The sequence below is a fragment of the Arcobacter sp. F2176 genome (assembly GCF_004116465.1).
Classification (GTDB): domain Bacteria; phylum Campylobacterota; class Campylobacteria; order Campylobacterales; family Arcobacteraceae; genus Arcobacter; species Arcobacter siniprincipis.
This window is the reverse complement of record NZ_PDJV01000019.1, coordinates 17040-35174: the sequence shown is the minus strand read 5'-3', so window position 1 is coordinate 35174 and position 18135 is coordinate 17040. Positions and strand designations below refer to the sequence as shown.

20 protein-coding genes are annotated in these 18135 nt (G+C 29.7%); 11 read left to right on the top strand and 9 right to left on the bottom strand.

Going from position 1 to position 18135, the window contains the following annotated elements:
- Window positions 1–13: 13 nt before the first annotated feature.
- From galU to CRU95_RS13650, 10 genes are all read left to right on the top strand, one after another.
- Complete coding sequence (gene galU / locus CRU95_RS13695; RefSeq protein ID WP_129101683.1) at window positions 14–865, top strand: UTP--glucose-1-phosphate uridylyltransferase GalU; 852 nt, start codon at window positions 14–16, stop codon at window positions 863–865.
- 1 nt (window position 866) lies between these two features.
- Entirely contained in the window at window positions 867–2327 is a 1461-nt protein-coding gene (gene zwf, locus CRU95_RS13690) for a glucose-6-phosphate dehydrogenase (RefSeq protein ID WP_129101682.1), read from the top strand.
- Window positions 2317–3012 carry a 6-phosphogluconolactonase gene (gene pgl / locus CRU95_RS13685; RefSeq protein ID WP_258238726.1) on the top strand — a complete coding sequence of 232 codons (696 nt, stop codon included), beginning with the start codon at window positions 2317–2319 and terminating at the stop codon, window positions 3010–3012. The genes zwf and pgl overlap by 11 nt, the downstream gene beginning before the upstream one ends.
- A complete protein-coding gene (gene edd / locus CRU95_RS13680) occupies window positions 3009–4829 on the top strand; it encodes a phosphogluconate dehydratase (protein ID WP_129101680.1) in 1821 nt (606 codons plus the stop codon). The genes pgl and edd overlap by 4 nt, the downstream gene beginning before the upstream one ends.
- Window positions 4826–5449 carry a bifunctional 4-hydroxy-2-oxoglutarate aldolase/2-dehydro-3-deoxy-phosphogluconate aldolase gene (gene eda, locus CRU95_RS13675; RefSeq protein ID WP_129101679.1) on the top strand — a complete coding sequence of 208 codons (624 nt, stop codon included), beginning with the start codon at window positions 4826–4828 and terminating at the stop codon, window positions 5447–5449. The genes edd and eda overlap by 4 nt, the downstream gene beginning before the upstream one ends.
- Window positions 5450–5461: 12 nt before the next feature.
- Complete coding sequence (gene pgm / locus CRU95_RS13670) at window positions 5462–7096, top strand: phosphoglucomutase (alpha-D-glucose-1,6-bisphosphate-dependent) (RefSeq protein WP_129101678.1); 1635 nt, start codon at window positions 5462–5464, stop codon at window positions 7094–7096.
- A 3-nt stretch (window positions 7097–7099) separates the two neighbouring features.
- Entirely contained in the window at window positions 7100–8308 is a 1209-nt protein-coding gene (locus CRU95_RS13665; RefSeq protein ID WP_129101677.1) for a glucose-6-phosphate isomerase, read from the top strand.
- Window positions 8309–8386: 78 nt separating this feature from the next.
- Window positions 8387–9340 (top strand): DUF523 and DUF1722 domain-containing protein, encoded by a 954-nt coding sequence (locus CRU95_RS13660; RefSeq protein WP_129101676.1) that lies wholly within the window; start codon window positions 8387–8389, stop codon window positions 9338–9340.
- A gap of 7 nt (window positions 9341–9347) precedes the next feature.
- On the top strand, window positions 9348–9809 hold the full coding sequence (locus CRU95_RS13655) for a DUF420 domain-containing protein (protein WP_129101675.1): 462 nt from the start codon (window positions 9348–9350) through the stop codon (window positions 9807–9809).
- Window positions 9810–9848: 39 nt separating this feature from the next.
- Window positions 9849–10397, top strand: coding sequence for an alkylphosphonate utilization protein (locus CRU95_RS13650; RefSeq protein ID WP_129101674.1), 549 nt, complete (start codon window positions 9849–9851; stop codon window positions 10395–10397).
- Between the two features lie 30 nt (window positions 10398–10427).
- On the opposite strand, the gene purT is transcribed toward CRU95_RS13650, so the two are convergent.
- From purT to CRU95_RS13625, 5 genes are all read right to left on the bottom strand, one after another.
- Window positions 10428–11597 carry a formate-dependent phosphoribosylglycinamide formyltransferase gene (gene purT, locus CRU95_RS13645; protein WP_129101673.1) on the bottom strand — a complete coding sequence of 390 codons (1170 nt, stop codon included), beginning with the start codon at window positions 11595–11597 and terminating at the stop codon, window positions 10428–10430.
- Window positions 11569–12339: a glucosaminidase domain-containing protein gene (locus CRU95_RS13640; RefSeq protein WP_129101672.1), complete on the bottom strand. Its 771-nt coding sequence runs from the start codon at window positions 12337–12339 to the stop codon at window positions 11569–11571. Before CRU95_RS13640 ends, purT begins: the two co-directional genes overlap by 29 nt.
- An 8-nt stretch (window positions 12340–12347) precedes the next feature.
- A complete protein-coding gene (gene dapF / locus CRU95_RS13635) occupies window positions 12348–13085 on the bottom strand; it encodes a diaminopimelate epimerase (RefSeq protein WP_129101671.1) in 738 nt (245 codons plus the stop codon).
- A complete protein-coding gene (gene coaE, locus CRU95_RS13630) occupies window positions 13082–13672 on the bottom strand; it encodes a dephospho-CoA kinase (protein ID WP_129101670.1) in 591 nt (196 codons plus the stop codon). The genes dapF and coaE overlap by 4 nt, the downstream gene beginning before the upstream one ends.
- Window positions 13673–13733: 61 nt before the next feature.
- Complete coding sequence (locus tag CRU95_RS13625; RefSeq protein WP_129101669.1) at window positions 13734–14288, bottom strand: spermidine synthase; 555 nt, start codon at window positions 14286–14288, stop codon at window positions 13734–13736.
- A gap of 104 nt (window positions 14289–14392) precedes the next feature.
- On the opposite strand from CRU95_RS13625, the gene purM reads away from it, so the two are divergent.
- The gene (gene purM / locus CRU95_RS13620) at window positions 14393–15388 is read left to right on the top strand and encodes a phosphoribosylformylglycinamidine cyclo-ligase (RefSeq protein ID WP_129101668.1); all 996 of its coding nucleotides are present in this window, start codon (window positions 14393–14395) and stop codon (window positions 15386–15388) included.
- A 54-nt stretch (window positions 15389–15442) separates the two neighbouring features.
- On the opposite strand, the gene CRU95_RS13615 is transcribed toward purM, so the two are convergent.
- The 4 genes from CRU95_RS13615 to CRU95_RS13600 all read right to left on the bottom strand — a co-directional run bounded on the left by CRU95_RS13615 (window position 15443) and on the right by CRU95_RS13600 (window position 18135).
- Window positions 15443–16084: a CDGSH iron-sulfur domain-containing protein gene (locus CRU95_RS13615; protein ID WP_129101667.1), complete on the bottom strand. Its 642-nt coding sequence runs from the start codon at window positions 16082–16084 to the stop codon at window positions 15443–15445.
- A gap of 88 nt (window positions 16085–16172) precedes the next feature.
- A complete protein-coding gene (locus CRU95_RS13610) occupies window positions 16173–16949 on the bottom strand; it encodes a class III extradiol ring-cleavage dioxygenase (RefSeq protein ID WP_129101666.1) in 777 nt (258 codons plus the stop codon).
- Window positions 16950–16958: 9 nt separating this feature from the next.
- Window positions 16959–17399, bottom strand: coding sequence for a MarR family winged helix-turn-helix transcriptional regulator (locus tag CRU95_RS13605; RefSeq protein WP_129101665.1), 441 nt, complete (start codon window positions 17397–17399; stop codon window positions 16959–16961).
- Between the two features lie 31 nt (window positions 17400–17430).
- The gene (locus CRU95_RS13600; protein ID WP_129101664.1) at window positions 17431–18135 is read right to left on the bottom strand and encodes a pirin family protein; all 705 of its coding nucleotides are present in this window, start codon (window positions 18133–18135) and stop codon (window positions 17431–17433) included.

Genomic DNA, 18135 nt, shown 5'->3' with positions numbered 1-18135 from the left:
AAAGGATAAATAAATGAACAAAAAAGATAAAACAATAACAACTTGTCTATTTCCAGCAGCTGGATATGGAACAAGATTTCTTCCAGCAACAAAAGCTATGCCAAAAGAGATGTTACCAGTATTAACTAAACCATTGATTCAATATGGAGTTGAAGAGGCTATGGAAGCTGGTTGTGACATCATGTCTGTTATTACAGGACGAGGTAAAAGAGCTATAACAGATCACTTTGATATCTCTTATGAGTTAGAACATCAAATACAAGGTTCATCAAAAGAGAAAATGTTAGCTGATATTAGAAATATTATTGATAAATGTACATTTACTTATACTAGACAAAATGAGATGAAAGGTTTAGGAGATGCTATTTATAAGGGTAAAGTTTTAGTAGGAGACATTAATCCTTTTGCCGTAATTCTTGCAGATGACCTTTGTGTAAATCCAAAAGGTGATGGTATTTTAACTCAAATGGTAAAACTTTATAATAAATATAAGTGTTGTATCGTAGCTTGTATGGAAGTACCCAAAGAAGATGTACATAAATATGGGGTAATAGAAGGTAATCAAATAGAAGATGGTGTATTTATGGTATCAAATATGGTTGAAAAACCTGATAATGATAAAGCTCCATCAAACTTGGCAGTTATTGGAAGGTATGTTCTAACACCTGATATTTTTGAAGTTATAAAAAATACAGAGCCTGGGAAAAATGGAGAGTTGCAAATTACCGATGCTTTATGTACACAAGCGAAAAAAGGTATGGTAATGGCATATAAATTTCAAGGTAAAAGATTTGATTGTGGAAGTGTTGATGGTTTTGTTGAAGCTACAAACTATTTTTATAATTTAGAGAATAAAAAGAAATAAAATGAATACAAAAAATAATCTATGTGATTTTATACTTTTTGGTGGACATGGTGATTTGGCATTTAGAAAACTCCTTCCTGCACTTTATCATTTATGTAAAGATAACTATATCTCAAGTGAAAGTAGAATAATAACAGTCTCAAGAAAAGAGATAAGCATAGATGAACATTTAAATCTCATAAAAGAAAAATTAAATGAATTTTTAAGTGAAGAAAAGATTGATGATGAGTTTTTCAAAATCTTTAAAAAACAACTTCTTATGGTAACTATAGACTTTACAGATGAAAATTCATATGAAAAATTAAAAGAGATTTTAAATGAACATACGGACAGAGAGAGAATAAATTATCTATCAACTTCACCTGATTTTTTTGGAACTATTTGTAAGTCATTAAATCACTGGAATTTAATAAGCCAACAAACAAGAGTTGTCTTAGAAAAGCCTTTAGGTAGGGATTTAAAATCATCACAAGAGATAAATAAAGAGGTTTTAAAATACTTTGAAGAGGATCAAATATATAGAATTGACCACTATTTAGGTAAAGATACAGTTCAAAATATCATGGCTTTGAGATTTTCAAATAGACTTTTTGTTCCACTTTGGAACTCTAACCACATAGACCATGTGCAAATAACAGTTGCTGAAAGTGTTGGGGTTGAAAATCGTTGGGGTTATTATAATGAGTATGGAGCATTGAGGGATATGATCCAAAATCACCTTATGCAACTACTTTGTCTAATAGCTATGGAGCCTCCTTGTTCACTTGAAGCAAATAGTGTAAGGGATGAAAAAGTAAAAGTATTGCGTTCATTTAGAAGTATAAATGATGAAGATATAAAAACAAAAACAGTAAGAGCCCAATATAAAGCTGGTTCTTCAGATGGAAAAACAGTTCCCGGATATCTTGATGGAAAAGAGGAAGGAAGTAATACAGAAACATTTGCAGCCATTAGAGTTGATATAGATAATTGGAGATGGAATGGAGTACCTTTTTATATAAGAAGTGGTAAAAGACTTCAAAAAAGAAATTCTGAGATTGTAATTCAGTTTAAAACTATTCCTCACTCTATATTTGGTGAAGATGAGACTTCAATAAATGCGAATAGATTGGTAATAACTCTACAACCAAAAGAGAGTATTGAGTTAAAGCTTATGAATAAAATCCCAGGCTTAAGTGATAGTATGAAACTTCAACAAGTGGATTTAGAACTAAACTCACCTCACAACAGTGATAGAAAACCAGATGCCTATGAAAGACTTATTTTAGATGTGATTCGTTCTAATCCAACGCTTTTTATGAGACTTGATGAGGTAGAAACTGCTTGGAAATGGGCAGATAAGATTATAGAGGGTTGGGAAAAGAATCTATCTCCTATGAAAACATATACAGCTGGAAGTGATGGACCAAGTGCTGCCATTCAATTAATCGCAAAAGATGGAAGAAGTTGGAATGATGAATGATTTTAAAGAATTTATTTCAAGTGATGAGTTAGCTCAGAATCTAGCTTCTGATATAGCTTTAATATTAAAAAATAGTATAGATACTTTAGGAAAAGCTACTCTTCTAGTATCTGGAGGAAATACTCCAAAACTATTTTTTCAAAAACTTTCAAATATAAATATTCAATGGGAAAAGGTAACCATTGGACTAGTAGATGAAAGATGGGTTGAAAATGATTCTAAAGATAGTAATGAATTTTTGGTTAAAGAAAACTTACTTATAAATCTTGCTAAGAAAGCTATTTTTATTGGACTTTATGTAAAAGGAATAAATGCAGAATCTGCTCAAAGTATCTCTTCAAAAATATATGAAAATGAGTTTGAAAAAGTAGATGTTTTGGTTTTGGGTATGGGTACTGATGGACACACTGCCTCATTATTTCCAAATAATGAAAGGCTAAAAGAGGCTTATGATTTAACAAATGAGAAGTTTTGTATCTCAATTGAACCCACAACAGTTCCTTATACAAGAATGAGTTTAATATTAAAGAAAATTTTAGAAGCTAAAAATATAATATTACATATAGAAGGAAAAGAAAAGCTTGAAGTATATAATAGTGCTATAAATGCAAATGATATTTATAAATATCCAATAAGCTCAGTTTTAAATCAAACTGACAAAAAAATAAAGGTTTATTACTCATGAATAAAATAATAGAAGAAGTAACAAACAAAATAATAAAAAGATCCCAAAAAAGTAGAAAGATTTATCTATCTAGAATAAATGAAGCTAAAAAAAATAGTGTAAATAGGACAACTTTAGATTGTGCTAATTTAGCCCATGCCATTGCTCCAATGACCAATGAAGAAAAAGCTTATTTAAGCGATATGAAATCTTTTAATATGGGAATTGTAACTGCTTATAATGATATGTTATCAGCCCATGAACCTTATGCTTCATATCCTGATATCTTGAAAAAAGAACTTTTAAAACATAGTTCAACTACTCAAGTTGCAGGTGGAGTTCCTGCTATGTGTGATGGAGTAACCCAAGGGCAATCAGGTATGGAATTATCTTTATTTTCTAGGGATAATATAGCTATGGGCACGGCAATTGCTTTGAGTCATAATACTTATGATGGAGCATTTTATTTGGGGATTTGTGACAAAATTGTTCCAGGACTTATGATTGGGGCTTTGAGTTTTGGACATTTACCAGCTATTTTTGTACCATCAGGTCCTATGCCTTCTGGTATTTCAAATAAAGAAAAAGCAAAGGTGCGACAAGAATTTGCCCAAAACAAAGTAGATGAAAAGACACTTTTTGAAGTGGAAAAGGCTTCATATCATAGCTGTGGAACCTGTACTTTTTTTGGAACAGCAAATTCAAATCAAATGCTTTTGGAGATGATGGGATTACAACTTCCTAATGGCTCTTTTATAAATGCAAATACACCATTAAGAAATGCTTTGACAAAAAAAGCTGCAAAAACTCTTACGCAATTATGTGAGAAGAAGATTTCAATATCAGATATTGTAAATGAAAAAACTTTTGTAAATGCAATTATTGGACTTATGGCAACAGGAGGTTCAACAAATCATACAATACATCTAATAGCTATGGCAAAAGCAGCTGGTATAGTTTTAAGATGGGAAGATTTTGATGAGATATCTAAAGTAACTCCATTACTTTGTAAAATGTATCCAAATGGAAGTGCAGATGTAAATCACTTCAGAGATGCAGGTGGAATGAGTGTGGTTATAGCTCAACTTCTTGACTTAGAATTAGTTCATAATGATGTTCAAACAGTTGTTGGATATGGCTTAGATAATTTTATCAAAGAGCCAATTTTACAAAATGATGAACTAATTTTTAATGATGGAGAAAAGAGTTCAAAAAATATAGAAGTAATCTCAAGTGCTAAAACTCCTTTTTCAAAAGAGGGTGGATTAAAACTTTTAGTGGGAAATCTTGGTAAAAGTGTTATAAAAACTTCAGCTTTAAAAGAAGAGTATCTTTATATAAAAGCACCAGCTATTGTATTTAATTCCCAAGAAGAGTTACAAAAAGAGTTTGTACAAGGAAAACTTGAAAAAGATTTTATAGCAGTTATAAGATATCAAGGTCCAAAAGCAAATGGAATGCCAGAACTTCATAAACTAATGCCTCCTCTTGGAGCCTTACAAGATAAAGGTTTTAAAGTAGCAATTATAACAGATGGTCGGATGTCAGGAGCTTCTGGAAAAGTTGCCTCTGCAATACATCTTTATCCTGAGGCTATTGAAGGTGGACTTATAGCAAAAATTGAAAATGGTGATATGATAGAGATGGATGTAAAAAATGGCACAATAAAACTTCTAATTGATAAAGAAGTTTTAGAAAAAAGAGAAGTTAAACAAATAAATTTAGAAAAAAATAGACATGGTTTTGGACGAGAACTATTTTCAAGTATTAGAGAAAATGTAAGTTCAAGTGAAACCGGAGCAACTATTTTTAAACTTGTAGGAGAAGAAAACTTATGAATGCAAATGATGTAATGAAAATATCACCAATAGTACCAGTTATTGCCCTTGATGATATAAAAGATGCCTTGCCTTTAGCAAAAGCTTTAAGTGCTGGTGGAATAAATATTATGGAGATAACTTTAAGAACAAAAGCTGGACTTAAAGCTATTAATCTTATCTCAAAAGAGATGCCATCTATGAATGTGGGAGCTGGAACAGTTTGTAATAATGTTGATTTGATGGAAGCAAAAGCCGTAGGAGCAAAATTTGTATTTTCTCCTGGAATTTCTCAAGAGCTAATAGATAGTGCAAAAAAGTATAAGATGACAATTATTCCAGGAATTGCAACTGCTTCAGAAGTTATGCTTGCTCAAAATAATGGCATTTATAATTGTAAATTATTCCCTGCAACAATAAGTGGAGGAGTTGATATTTTAAAAGCTTTTCAAGGTCCTTTTCCAAAAATGAGATTTTGTCCCACAGGTGGAGTAAATCTAGAAAATCTAAATGACTTTTTATCTTTAAAAAATGTTTTATGTGTTGGTGGAACTTGGATTATTCCAAAAGATATTATAAAAAGTGGTGATTTTGATAAGATTACCCAATTATGTATTGAAGCACTAGCAAAAATAAAATAAAAGGAGAATATTTTGGCAAATAAACTAGCAGGAAGAAAAGCACCAAAAGAGATATTAGAAGATATTCCAAAACTACTTTCATCTTATTATGAAAATAAGCCAAATATAAATGAAGTAAGTCAAAAAGTTAGTTTTGGTACATCTGGACATAGAGGAAGTTCTTTAAAAAAGAGTTTCAATGAAGACCATATCTTAGCTATTTCACAAGCTTTATGTGAATATAGAAAAGATGCAAAAATAACTGGAACTTTATATATAGGAATAGATACTCATGCCCTCTCAACTCCTGCTCAAACAACAGCATTACAAGTATTTGTAGCAAATAAAGTTAAGTGTAAAATTGCCCAAAATAAAAATTTCACTCCCACTCCTGTAATTTCTTTTACTATTTTAGAAGCAAATAAAAACAGTGAAATATTAAATGATGGAGTTGTAATAACTCCTTCTCATAATCCTCCAAGTGATGGTGGTTTTAAATATAATCCACCAAATGGTGGACCAGCAGATAGTGATATTACAACTATCATAGAAAATAGAGCAAATGAAATTTTGGCAAATGGTTTAAAGGATGTAAAAAAAGTTCCAATTGAAGAGTTAGATGCTTCTTTATTTGTAGAAGAGTTTGATTTTATAACTCCTTATGTAAAAGCTCTTGATACTATTATTGATATGGATTGTATTAAAAAAGCAAATCTTAAAATTGGCGTTGATCCAATGGGCGGTTCTGGAATAGAAGTTTATAAAAAGATAAAAGAGATTTATGGTTTAAATCTTGAAATTGTAAATGATAAAGTTGATCCAACTTTTTCTTTTATGACTTGCGACCATGACGGCAAGATTAGAATGGATTGTTCATCAAAAGATGCGATGGCTTCATTAATAGGCTTAAAAGATAAGTATGAATTAGCTTTTGCAAATGATCCTGACTTTGATAGACATGGAATAGTAACTCCAAGTGTTGGGCTTATGAATCCAAATCATTATCTCTCTGTTGCTATTTGGTATTTATTTTCAAATAGACCTTGGAGTGATGATTTAGGTATAGGAAAAACACTAGTATCAAGTTCTATGATAGATAGGGTTGCAAAGATGCTTAATAAAAAGCTTTATGAAGTACCTGTTGGCTTTAAATGGTTTGTTGATGGTCTTTATGAAGGAACTTTAGGTTTTGGTGGAGAAGAGAGTGCTGGAGCTTCATTTTTAAGATTTGATGGAAGTGTTTGGTCAACTGATAAAGATGGAATAATTCTAAATCTTTTAGCAGCTGAGATTACTTCAAAACTAAAAAAAGACCTTGGAACTGTTTATAAAGAGTTAGAAGAGAAAAATGGGACTTCATATTATAAAAGAATCGATGCCCCAGCAACAATAGAGCAAAAAGCTAAACTAAAAAGTCTAAGTGTTGAAGATATAGTATCAAAAGAGCTTGCAGGGGAACTTATCGAAAATATTTTTACTAAAGCAGAGGCTAATAAAGCCTCCATTGGAGGGCTAAAAGTGGTTACCAAAAATGGTTGGTTTGCAGCTCGTCCTTCAGGTACAGAAGATATATATAAAATTTATGCGGAAAGTTTTATAAGTAGTGAGCATTTGGAGCTTATTTTAGCTCAAGCTCAAGAAATAGTAACACAAAGTATAAAAGGATAAAAGATGAATTATAGTGCAAATTTTAGTCCAAGGGTTTCTGATAGTGAGATTTTCGAAAGTATAAAAAAAGAGAAGCAAGATATAGGTTATTATAATTTACCTTTTCAAGATACAACTCTAATAAAAGAGTATGCCCAAACTGTCAAGCAAAAAGATATAGCAATAATTGGAATAGGTGGAAGTACTTTAGGAACTTTTGCAATTTATAGTTTTTTAACCAGAACCCATAACTTTGATAAAAAGCTTTATTTTTTTGAATCAACTGATCCAATTGATATAAATACAAGATTGGAAAGATTAGATTTAGATAATACACTATTTATCGTTATTAGTAAATCAGGCACAACTATTGAGACAATAAGTGTTTTTAAATACCTTTACTCAAAAGTTAAAATTGACAAAGATAATTGTTTGATAATAACAGAGACTGATAGTAAACTAAATGATTTCGCCCAAAGTAATGATATAAAAACATTTGAAATACCAAAAAATGTTGGTGGGCGGTTTTCTGTATTTTCAACTGTAGGACTTGTACCTTTATCAATTGTTGGAATTGATATTGATAGATTATTAGATGGAGCTAAAGAGGCTTATAGTGAATACTTTGAACAAGAGGCTTTATATAAAAGAATAATGACAAAAGCTAGATTTATGGCAGAGTATAAACATAAGTTTAATAACAATGTAGTTTTTTCTTATGCTTCTGAACTTGAAGGATTTAATAAATGGTATGTTCAATTATGGGGAGAGAGTTTAGGAAAAATTGATAAAGACAATACTCACCAAGGTTTGACACCAATTGGTTTATTAGGTCCAGTTGATCAACATAGTTTCTTACAGTTAATCATCCAAGGAAAAAGGGATAAAACGGTTACTTTTATTAAAATAAAAGATTTCGCAGATAATTCAAAAATCCCTGATGTAAAATTAAAAGGTTTAGAAGAACTTGATTATATAAATAATTTAAAATTTTCTGAGCTTATAAATCACCAAGCAGATGCTACAATAGAAGCAGTACATGATTTACAAGATATTCCATGTGATACTATTACTATGGACAAAGTTGATGGATTTAGTTTAGCAAAACTAATGTATGTATATGAATTACTAACTTCAATAGTTGGGAAGTTTTTATTTATAAATGCCTATGACCAACCAGGTGTTGAAAGTGGTAAAATTATCTTAAAAGAAAAACTAAAAAAGAAAAAATAGGGCATAGAGTGTTCCTATAGGGATATGAAAAACTTTTGGATTAATGTATAATCTTTTATAAAAATGTAAGGAAAGATTATGAAACTAGGAATATCATCATGTCTAATCGGGAATCTCTGTCGTTATGATGGAGCCCATTCAAGAGATGCCTTTGTATTTAATATACTTCAAAAATATTTTGAAATAGTGCCTTATTGTCCAGAGAGTATTGTTTTTGGAACTCCAAGGGAGACTATTAGATTGGTTCGAAATAGTGAAGATATAAAAGTCACTACAAGCGATGGTTCAAAGGATGTAACTAAACAATTAGATGATATCTCAATCTCTTGTGCAAAACAAATAGCAGATGATGATATTTGTGGCTTTATTCTAAAATCAAAATCTCCAACATGTGGAATGGAAAGAGTAAAAGTTTACCAAGAAAAAAATGCCCCAAGTATAAAAGAAGGTGTAGGACTTTTTGCAAAAAGAATAAAAGAATTTTATCCTTATTTACCCTTAGAAGAAGAGGGAAGACTTAATGATGCTTGGTTGAAAGAAAATTTTTTAATGCAAATCTTTGCTTATAAAGACTTACATGAGTTATTAAAAAAAGAAGATATTGAGTTTAATGATTTAGTAGAGTTTCATACTTCATATAAATATTTAATTTACGCAAAATCTCAAGAATTTTATAAAGAATTAGGACACATCGTTGCAAATCATGAGAAAAAACCTTTAGAAGGAATTTTAGCTGAATACAAACAAAGTTTTTTAAAAGCAATAAGTGAAAAAAGTACTATTAATAAAACTTACAATGTTTTGCTACATATTTTTGGATACTTTAAAAAGCACATTTCAAAAGAAGAAAAAGAGTTATTACTTGTGAGTATGGATGAGTATAAAGACGGGATTATTCCTCTTATAACTATAGTTAAGATGTTCAAAATATATATTAGTAGATATGACATCGAATACTTAAAAAAACAAAAATTTTTAAATCCATATCCCGCTGAATTAGCTTTGAGATCTGATTTAAAAGCTAATAAATAGAATTCAAATGGAAGATTTAAGTAATAATATACCTCTTCATATGAATGTGATGGTAATTTTCTTTTCAATATTGCCATTTCTTGTGATGGCTAGTATATATTTTGCAAAAAATAAACAGTACAAGTTGCACTTTTATTCTCAAGGGTTTATTTTAGTTTTGACAGTTTTCGTATTAGTATTTTTTGAAATCATGATTAGAATAGATGGTGGATTTTTTGAGTTTGCAAAACAGAGTAATCTTCCACATGGTTTTTTAGTAGGATATTTGATTTTTCATATAATAATTGCACTGATTGCTGCTGTATTGTGGATAAGGTTATTTATAAAATCTATGAGTTTATATCAAAATGGAAAAATAGAAGAGATAAAAACTTCAAATCATATACGAGAGGGGAAGATTACCTTTGTATTTTTACTACTTAGTTGTATAACTGGAGTATTTGTTTATCTATTTTTGTTTATTTTTTGAAAAAGATGTTAAAATACAAAAAAAGAATAAGGAAGTTTAATGAGTATAGAGAAGGATCTTTTAGATAGAAGTGGTAGTGTTTGCGAACTTTGTGGAGCAAGTGATGGTCTTGAGGCAATTGAAGTTGCACCAAAAGATGAGAAAATTGTAGTTTGTTCTACATGTAAAGAGCAAATTGAAGATGAGTCAAAAATGGATTCAAATCACTTTAGATGTTTAAATGATTCTATGTGGAGCGAAACTCCAGCTGTACAAGTTGTTGCTTATAGATTATTAAAGAACTTATCAATTGATGAAGGTTGGGCTCAAGATTTAGTTGAGATGATGTATTTAGAACCTGAAACTTTAGAATGGGCAGAAGCAGGACTATCTACTGGTGAAGTTGTAAAAGATAGTAATGGTGTTACTTTAAACTCAGGTGATAGTGTAACTATTATAAAAGACTTAGAAGTAAAAGGTGCTGGATTTACTGCAAAAAGAGGAACAGTTGTAAAAGGAATATCTTTAGGTGATGATCCAACTCACATTGAAGGTAAAGTAAATGGAGTTAGAATCTTTTTAAAAACTTGTTTTTTGAAAAAGTCTTAAGATAAACTCTCTACAAAAGTAGAGAGTCTTTTAGCAATCAGAGAAGTTTTTTATAATCTCTTTTGCATTTTTAAGGGCTTTATCACTTGAATCTTTATCAAAAGTAAGTGCTACAGCCATTCTTCTTCCCACATGAGATTGTGGTTTTCCAAAAACTCTAACATATGAATTATCACTAAATGCTTCATCTTTTATATCAATAATAGGATTAAAAGTATCTGCAACAGCTTTATATGCAGCACTTGCTCCAGCTCCATATTGAATATAGTTTAAAGGCAATCCAAGTACTGCTCTTACATGAAGTGCAAATTCACTTTGAGATTGGGTAATCATAGTTACCATTCCCGTATCATGTGGTCTTGGGCTTACTTCTGAAAAGTAAACTTCATCACCTTTTACAAAAAGCTCAACTCCAAAAATACCTCTACCACCTAAACCATCAGTAATTTTTTTAGCTATTTCTTCTGATTTTTTTATTGCTTTCTCACTCATCTTCATTGGTTGCCATGAAAAGATATAGTCACCATCTTTTTGAATATGTCCAATTGGGGCACAAAAAATAGTTTGTTTTTCATTTCTTACTGTTAAAAGTGTAATCTCATAATCAAATTTGATAAACTCTTCTACAATTAATTCACTAGCATCACCTCTAGCTTCTTTTGCAATTTCCCATGATTTTTCTAATTCTTTAACACTTTTAGCAATACTTTGCCCATGTCCTGAACTACTCATTACTGGCTTAATAACACAAGGAAAACCAATATATTCTGCTGCACTTTTTAGCTCATCAAAACTTTTTACAAACTTATATTTACTTGTAGGTATTTCTAACTCTTCCGCTGCAAATTCTCGTATGTTTTTTCTATTCATTGTTTTATTTACAGCTTCGGCATTTGGGATTACATGAAATCCTTCTTTTTCAGCAGTAAATAAAGCATCAATATTGATTGCTTCAACTTCTGGTAAAATATAATCAGGCTTTTCTCTTCTAATTACATCTAATATTTCATTTTTATTTTTCATATTGATTGTATAAGCTTTATTAGCAACAAGTTGTGCAGGAGCATTGTTATAACTATCAACGGCAATAGTTTCAATACCTAATCTTTGAGTTTCAATTATAACTTCTTTACCAAGTTCACCACTTCCAAGTAACATTATTTTAATTGAATTAGATTTTAAGGGAGTCCCAAATTTCATTTTTTTCCTTTTTTAAGTTTTTGTAAAATTTTTCATCATATCTTTTTAGGTTATTACTTTGTATAACAATTTTTAATATTCTTAAGTATCTTTCTTTTATTTGAGAATAATTTATTAAGGTTTGACTTAAAACTAAACCAGATAGATCTTTTTCCATTTTCTGAAAATGTGAACGCAACATTCTAAATGAAGTGTAGGCATTTGTTCTATTTAAATTTAACATATAAGAAGAAATAGATTTTTCAAAAGATTCAAATATTCTTACCATATGTGTAGCATTTGCATCTCTATTTAGAGGAACCATTCCTTTTTCTCCATTTTTACCATACGTCCAATGCCCAAATAGATTATTCCCTTCTCTAACAAATCTACTTGTTCCCCAGCCACTTTCAACAGCAGCTTGAGCTAAAGCTAAAGAGGGTGGTACAATATTTACTCTAAGTAAAAGTTTTTTATAATCATAAATACTATCTACTCTATATCTTTTAGCTATTAAAGTAAGTCTTTTTACATTTTCACTTCTTCTAGCAAAATGTTTATCTAATCTCATTTTTAAGATAAATTCTCTATTTTTTAATATCTTTTTGTTAGCATGTTCAATGTATGGATATAAGTAGTCGAAAAAATAGTCTTGCTTTTTAGTAGTTGCTCTCATCTCATAATATTCATCTGGGAAACCAGTAGTTTCAGCATAACTATTGATTAGAAAGAGAGTTGAAAGTAAGAATAAGATTTTTTTCATTTTATTTCTTATATCTCTGTTACAAAAACTTTTTTTACTGCACCTTTAAAAAAGAGTTCGCCATCTCTTATACTTACTGTTAATTCCTCTTTACTTTTTGGATAAATAAAAGATTTGCTATCTACCAATCCTAAAGCATTTGCCCTTAGAAAACATGCAACCATTCCTGTTCCACATGCTAAGGTTTCGCCTTCAACACCTCTTTCATAGGTTCTAACAAATATTTTCTCATCTTCAATTTTTGCAAAGTTTACATTTGCATTATGTTCATATCTCATTTTTGCGCATAAGTCATGGTCATATTTATCCAAATCATTAACGATTGTTACTAAATGAGGAACGCCCGTATCGATTAAATACCAAGTTAAACCCTCTTGTTCAAACTCTTCTTTTATTACAATTGGTTTAGTCATTTGTGTTTCCACAATATTTCCATCAACAATTGATTGTATAAATCCAGCTTCTGTCAAAAACTTCATATTTGAAGGAGCTAAACCATTATTATAAGCATAGTGTGCTACTGCTCTTGTACCATTTCCACACATAGCAGCATCGCTACCATCACTATTATAAAAAAGCCATTCAAAATCAGCTGTTTCACTTGGCACAATAACAATTAATCCATCTGCACCAATACCTTCAGTTCTATTACATAGATTTATAGCATCTTGGGAATAGTCTTTTTTTATTAGTGTATGAAAAATCACAAAGTCATTTCCACTGGCGCTGTATTTTGTATATGTCATATAAGTTCTCCTATAACTCGTTCAACTTCTTTTTGAAGGTTTTTTAAATTTGTTGAATTATCAATTACTAAATCTGCTAATTTCTTTTTTTCTTCTATATCCATTTGATTTGAAATTTTTAATTTTGCTTCTTCTTTGCTTATATTATCCCTTTTCATCAATCTTTCTATTTGTATCTCTTTTGGGGTATAAACCACTAAAGATTTTTTAATAGGATAATTCATTTTTTCATAAAATAAAGGAATATCTATAAGATATGGTTTCCCTTGTTTTTCAAAGATTAAAGCCTCATTTTCTATCTCTTCTTTTATTAAAGGATGAATAAAACTTTCCAATTTTTCCTTATTTTTTTGATTTGAAAAGATAATATGTCCTAGTTTTTTTCTAAGTACCTTTCCATCTTCTACATACTCTTGCCCAAACATTGAAGCTATTTTATTACTATGTCTGTCTAAAAGTTTATGTGCTATTTTGTCTGCATCAATTGTTAAAAAGCCATGTAGCTTAAAAAGACTACAAACTGTACTTTTACCTGTGGCTATTCCACCTGTTAATGCCACAGCATATTTAAATGTTTCGTTATTCATTATTAGATTTTACTATAAAATTGATTAATTTAAAAGGAAAGTGAGTTTTGTATTGCAAAGCTTATCGCTTTGCAATACCTGTTAGTTCTTTTTGAATATGAGTTGGAAATACAAAAGATGCATGTTGAATCTCTGTAGAATAGTAGTTTAAGTCCACAAGTAAATCAGATCTTTGTAAAATAATATCAGCTGTTGGATGATATTTTTTAGATGCTAATACACAAGTTGTATGTCCAAAACTATATGGCATACAAATCCAAAAATTAGATCCTGCAATTGTTAAATCGCTTTTTAATTTAGCTGGATCTTTAGAATAACTTTCTGTTTTATAAGAAATTAAACCATCATCTTTTAAAATTTTTTGAATATTTGCTAAAACTATTTCATCAATATTTATATCAGTTAAAATTATTACATCAATATTTTTTTCATTTTTAGAGTTTAATAAAGAAATATCCCCATATTCTACATTTAATTTATGTTTTGCAACTTCTTGTTTTAACTCTTCGTCACAGTTTCCTATAACTAAAATATTTTCAGGTTCTTTGTGCGTACACAGGGGAACATGAACGATCATTTCATTAAAAGCAAAGTTTTTGTTTTCAACACTTGACATTATTAGTCCTTTTATTTTATTAAATTTTCGTTATAATAGCGAAAATTTTTTAAATTAATAAAAGATAATTACTTTAATTGTAAAAATAAAAAAAAAGGTGAAGAATGAGCACAGTTAGTTACAAAGATGCTGGTGTAGATATAGACGCAGGAAATCAATTTGTTGAAAATATTAAACCATATGTTAAATCAACAATGATCCCTGGAGTACTTGGGGGAATAGGTTCTTTTGCAGGTGCCTTTGAGTTACCAAGTGGTTACAAAAAACCAGTATTACTTTCAGGAACTGATGGTGTTGGAACAAAATTAAAATTAGCAATTGATTCTAAAAAATTTGACACAGTTGGTATTGATTTAGTTGCTATGTGTACAAATGATTTATTATGCAATTTTGGTGAGCCACTATTTTTCTTAGATTATTATGCAACTGCAAAATTAGAAGTTGAAGAAGCAACACAAGTTGTAAAAGGTATAGCTGAAGGGTGTATTAGAAGTGAATGTGCACTTGTAGGTGGGGAAACTGCTGAGATGCCAGGTATGTACAAAGAGGGTGATTTTGATTTAGCTGGTTTTTGTGTGGGGATTGCTGAAAAAGATGAGTTAAATAGAATAGATAAAATCTCTATTGGGGATACATTAATTGCACTTCCATCTTCAGGAGTTCACTCAAATGGTTTTTCGCTTGTAAGAAAATTACTACTTGAAAAACTTGGAATGTCTTTAGATGATGATTTCCAAGGGAAAGTATTAAAAGATGTATTATTAGAGCCAACTAGAATATATGTAAAAGAGTTCAAAGCAAACAAAGAGAATATAAATGCTTTAGCCCATATCACTGGTGGTGGTATTACTGAAAATTTACCAAGAGTTTTACCAGATAATTTTAAAGCGGTGGTTGATAGAAGTAAGATTAAAGTATTACCAATTTTTGAATTTATGTCTAAACATGTTGAAGTAGAAGAGATGTATAGAACATTTAATATGGGTGTTGGTATGGTTTTAGTTGTAAATCCTGCAAATGTGGATGCCATTTTAGCTAATACTGATGGATATGTTATTGGAGAAATTGCTGAAGGTGAAAAAGGCGTAGAGTTTATCTAAGCTTTTAGTTTTTTCTTTTTAAGGTAAGCTCTTTTGGGTTTACCTTTTTTTATATTAAAAAGTACATGAGTCATCTTTTAGTGAAGCATGGGAATAATCACAAAATGGTTTATTTTCTGATGCTCCACAACGGCATAGGGTAAATTTAGTTTTATTGGCAAATGATGACCAATGTTCAATTCTTAAATCGACTGCTCCAACTACAGTAATTGGACCATTTTTTAGTATATTGATATTTTCTTTTTCATAATCTTGCATAATTTGTTTATTTTCTATTGAATAGGATAAGGCACTAGAAGGACAGGCTTCAATTGACTTGATTATCTCTTGGGTTGTTTCTGTATCTAAGTTAATCCAGTCTTGTGAGCTTTCTGCGCTATAAATAGAGGGAAATTCATTAACACATTGTGCACTACCAGCACAAATAGAGCGATTAAAAGTTACAGTTACATCTTTTGAATTATAAACTTGAATAATCTCTTCTTTTAATTTCTTTTTTGAACTGAAATTTTCTTTTAGGTGAGTTCCATCACAAAAAGGTTGGTTTTTAGATTTCCCACATCTGCAAATAAAGGTGCTTGTTTTTAATGTAATGGGTAAATAGTCATAAAATAGTATATTTTTTAGATTTTCATTGCTTAAATTTTTAATTTTTAAAGGGCCATTTTCTATAGGGATAATTGATAATTGAATCATATGTACTCCTTTTTTATACTGAATAAAAACCTAAAACTTGTTATTCTAAAAACCAACAATGAAAGTCTACAATACTATTATTAATCGATTATTTCTTAAATATTATTGTATCCATAGATTGATTTCCATACATATAAATATCGTGTAAAGATTCTCCAATATGATTATTTGAGGCACCAAAAGTTACAAATAAAGGTAAAAAATGCTCTTTTGAGGGATGATTCTTTTGTAAATTTGGAGCTTCTTTTTCATAATTTAATAAAGAACTGACACTACCTTTTTGAATATTATCTACAACCCAATCTCTAAATTCTTTTGCATAAGAAATAGGTTTTGCATGTTCATTCTCCCAATTTAAGTCCATGAGATTATGCGTCATAGCACCACTTCCAATGATTAGAGTATCTTCTCTTAATTTATTTAAAATTATTCCCAATTCAAAAAGTTTTTTACAATCAAAGTTTAAAGGTAAAGATAATTGAATAATTGGAATATCTGCTTTTGGATATATTAAACTTAAAGGTGACCATACTCCATGATCAAAGCCACCTCTTGAAGTATCTTTTTCTATTTCTATTCCAGAGTTTTCAATTAAATTTATTATTTCATCACATTTATTTAAGTCACTTTTTGCTTCATATTTTAACTGGTATAATTCTTTTGGAAAATTATAAAAATCATGTATAGTATGAGGACTCTCTTCATATAATATTTTCAAATCTTTTGTAAACCAATGGGCTGAAACAACTAAGATAAATTTAGGTTCATCAAAATTTGATGATAAATTTTTTAAAAATGAAGTAGTACTGTTTTCCATTATACATAAAGCTGGACTACCATGTGATATATATAAACTTGGGAGCATTTTTTTCCTTTAATTTGCTTTGTAAACTTTATTAACTAATCTGTATAAAGTATCTAATTCTTCGTCACTTAGTACTTCCATATATTTATATAAATTTTTTGAATGTTCCGGAAATACTTTCTCTATAATTTCTTTACCTTTTTGTGTAATTGTTAAAATTGAGGCTCTATTATCATTTGGATCTTTTATTGAAGTAATCCATTCATCTCTTTTTAAATTTTTTACTACGACAGTTATATTTCCAGGAGTACTCATAGTAAGTTTTGTTATTGAGCTTATATTTAAATCACCTCTGTGGTATAGTACTTCTAAAACTTTAAATTGATTAAAAGTTAGTCCATGTTGAGATAAGTATGAAAGCGTTTTATTAGTTATTTTAAGTGATGCTTTTTCTAATCTAACAACTGTTCTCATAGATTTATCTGTTCTCTCTCCATAAGTTTTTACCATTTTTCTTCCTTTAATTTTTAATCAATAAAGCCTAGGCCTCTTTCATCTCTATAAATAAGAAATGTGAATTTGAAATAGCATTTATAATAATTTCATTTTCTTTAGTGATTTCCATAGCATCACCATAATTTAATTCAATTCCATTAATCGTTAAAGTACCTTCTATTTGTACAAAATAAACTTGTCTATTTTTATCGATTTTGTACTCAAGTGTTTTATCTTTTTCTAATTCACTTACATAAAAATTAACATCTTGATGAATCTTAATTTCTGCATCTCCTTCTTGCGAAGAGACTATATTTAATAATTTATTTTCTCTATCTTCTTTTACATATCTTTTTGAACCATAAAGTCTTGGTAAAGAGCTTTTTGGTGGGATAATCCAAATTTGTAAAAGTCTTAAATCTTTAGTTTTATTAAGATTATATTCACTGTGATAAATACCATCTCCTGCACTTAAATATTGGACTTCTCCTCTTTTAAGTGTTTCTTCATTTCCCATAGAATCTTTGTGAGTAATCTCTCCATCAATAACATAAGAGATTATTTCCATGTTTGCATGTGGGTGAGTACCAAATCCACTATCTGGATGTATAATATCATCATTTATCACTCTTAGAACTCCAAAATTTACATTATCTGGATTTCTATATTCTGCAAAACTAAAATGGAAACGACTCTCCAACCACCCAAGATTTGATGTTCCCATATTCTCCTTTAAAAGTTTTTTTAACAT

Excerpts from the sequence above, each read along its gene's own strand:
- CRU95_RS13605 (WP_129101665.1), bottom strand. The coding sequence starts at position 17,399 with ATGGTAAAAACTTATGGAGAGAGAACAGATAAATCTATGAGAACAGTT.
- CRU95_RS13625 (WP_129101669.1), bottom strand. The coding sequence starts at position 14,288 with ATGTCAAGTGTTGAAAACAAAAACTTTGCTTTTAATGAAATGATCGTT.
- pgl (WP_258238726.1), top strand. The coding sequence starts at position 2,317 with ATGATGAATGATTTTAAAGAATTTATTTCAAGTGATGAGTTAGCTCAG.
- dapF (WP_129101671.1), bottom strand. The coding sequence starts at position 13,085 with ATGACATATACAAAATACAGCGCCAGTGGAAATGACTTTGTGATTTTT.
- purT (WP_129101673.1), bottom strand. The coding sequence starts at position 11,597 with ATGAAATTTGGGACTCCCTTAAAATCTAATTCAATTAAAATAATGTTA.
- CRU95_RS13650 (WP_129101674.1), top strand. The coding sequence starts at position 9,849 with ATGAGTATAGAGAAGGATCTTTTAGATAGAAGTGGTAGTGTTTGCGAA.
- eda (WP_129101679.1), top strand. The coding sequence starts at position 4,826 with ATGAATGCAAATGATGTAATGAAAATATCACCAATAGTACCAGTTATT.
- coaE (WP_129101670.1), bottom strand. The coding sequence starts at position 13,672 with ATGAATAACGAAACATTTAAATATGCTGTGGCATTAACAGGTGGAATA.
- zwf (WP_129101682.1), top strand. The coding sequence starts at position 867 with ATGAATACAAAAAATAATCTATGTGATTTTATACTTTTTGGTGGACAT.
- CRU95_RS13615 (WP_129101667.1), bottom strand. The coding sequence starts at position 16,084 with ATGATTCAATTATCAATTATCCCTATAGAAAATGGCCCTTTAAAAATT.
- CRU95_RS13655 (WP_129101675.1), top strand. The coding sequence starts at position 9,348 with ATGGAAGATTTAAGTAATAATATACCTCTTCATATGAATGTGATGGTA.
- CRU95_RS13665 (WP_129101677.1), top strand. The coding sequence starts at position 7,100 with ATGAATTATAGTGCAAATTTTAGTCCAAGGGTTTCTGATAGTGAGATT.
- purM (WP_129101668.1), top strand. The coding sequence starts at position 14,393 with ATGAGCACAGTTAGTTACAAAGATGCTGGTGTAGATATAGACGCAGGA.
- galU (WP_129101683.1), top strand. The coding sequence starts at position 14 with ATGAACAAAAAAGATAAAACAATAACAACTTGTCTATTTCCAGCAGCT.
- CRU95_RS13600 (WP_129101664.1), bottom strand. The coding sequence starts at position 18,135 with ATGTTAAAAAAACTTTTAAAGGAGAATATGGGAACATCAAATCTTGGG.
- edd (WP_129101680.1), top strand. The coding sequence starts at position 3,009 with ATGAATAAAATAATAGAAGAAGTAACAAACAAAATAATAAAAAGATCC.
- CRU95_RS13660 (WP_129101676.1), top strand. The coding sequence starts at position 8,387 with ATGAAACTAGGAATATCATCATGTCTAATCGGGAATCTCTGTCGTTAT.
- CRU95_RS13640 (WP_129101672.1), bottom strand. The coding sequence starts at position 12,339 with ATGAAAAAAATCTTATTCTTACTTTCAACTCTCTTTCTAATCAATAGT.
- CRU95_RS13610 (WP_129101666.1), bottom strand. The coding sequence starts at position 16,949 with ATGCTCCCAAGTTTATATATATCACATGGTAGTCCAGCTTTATGTATA.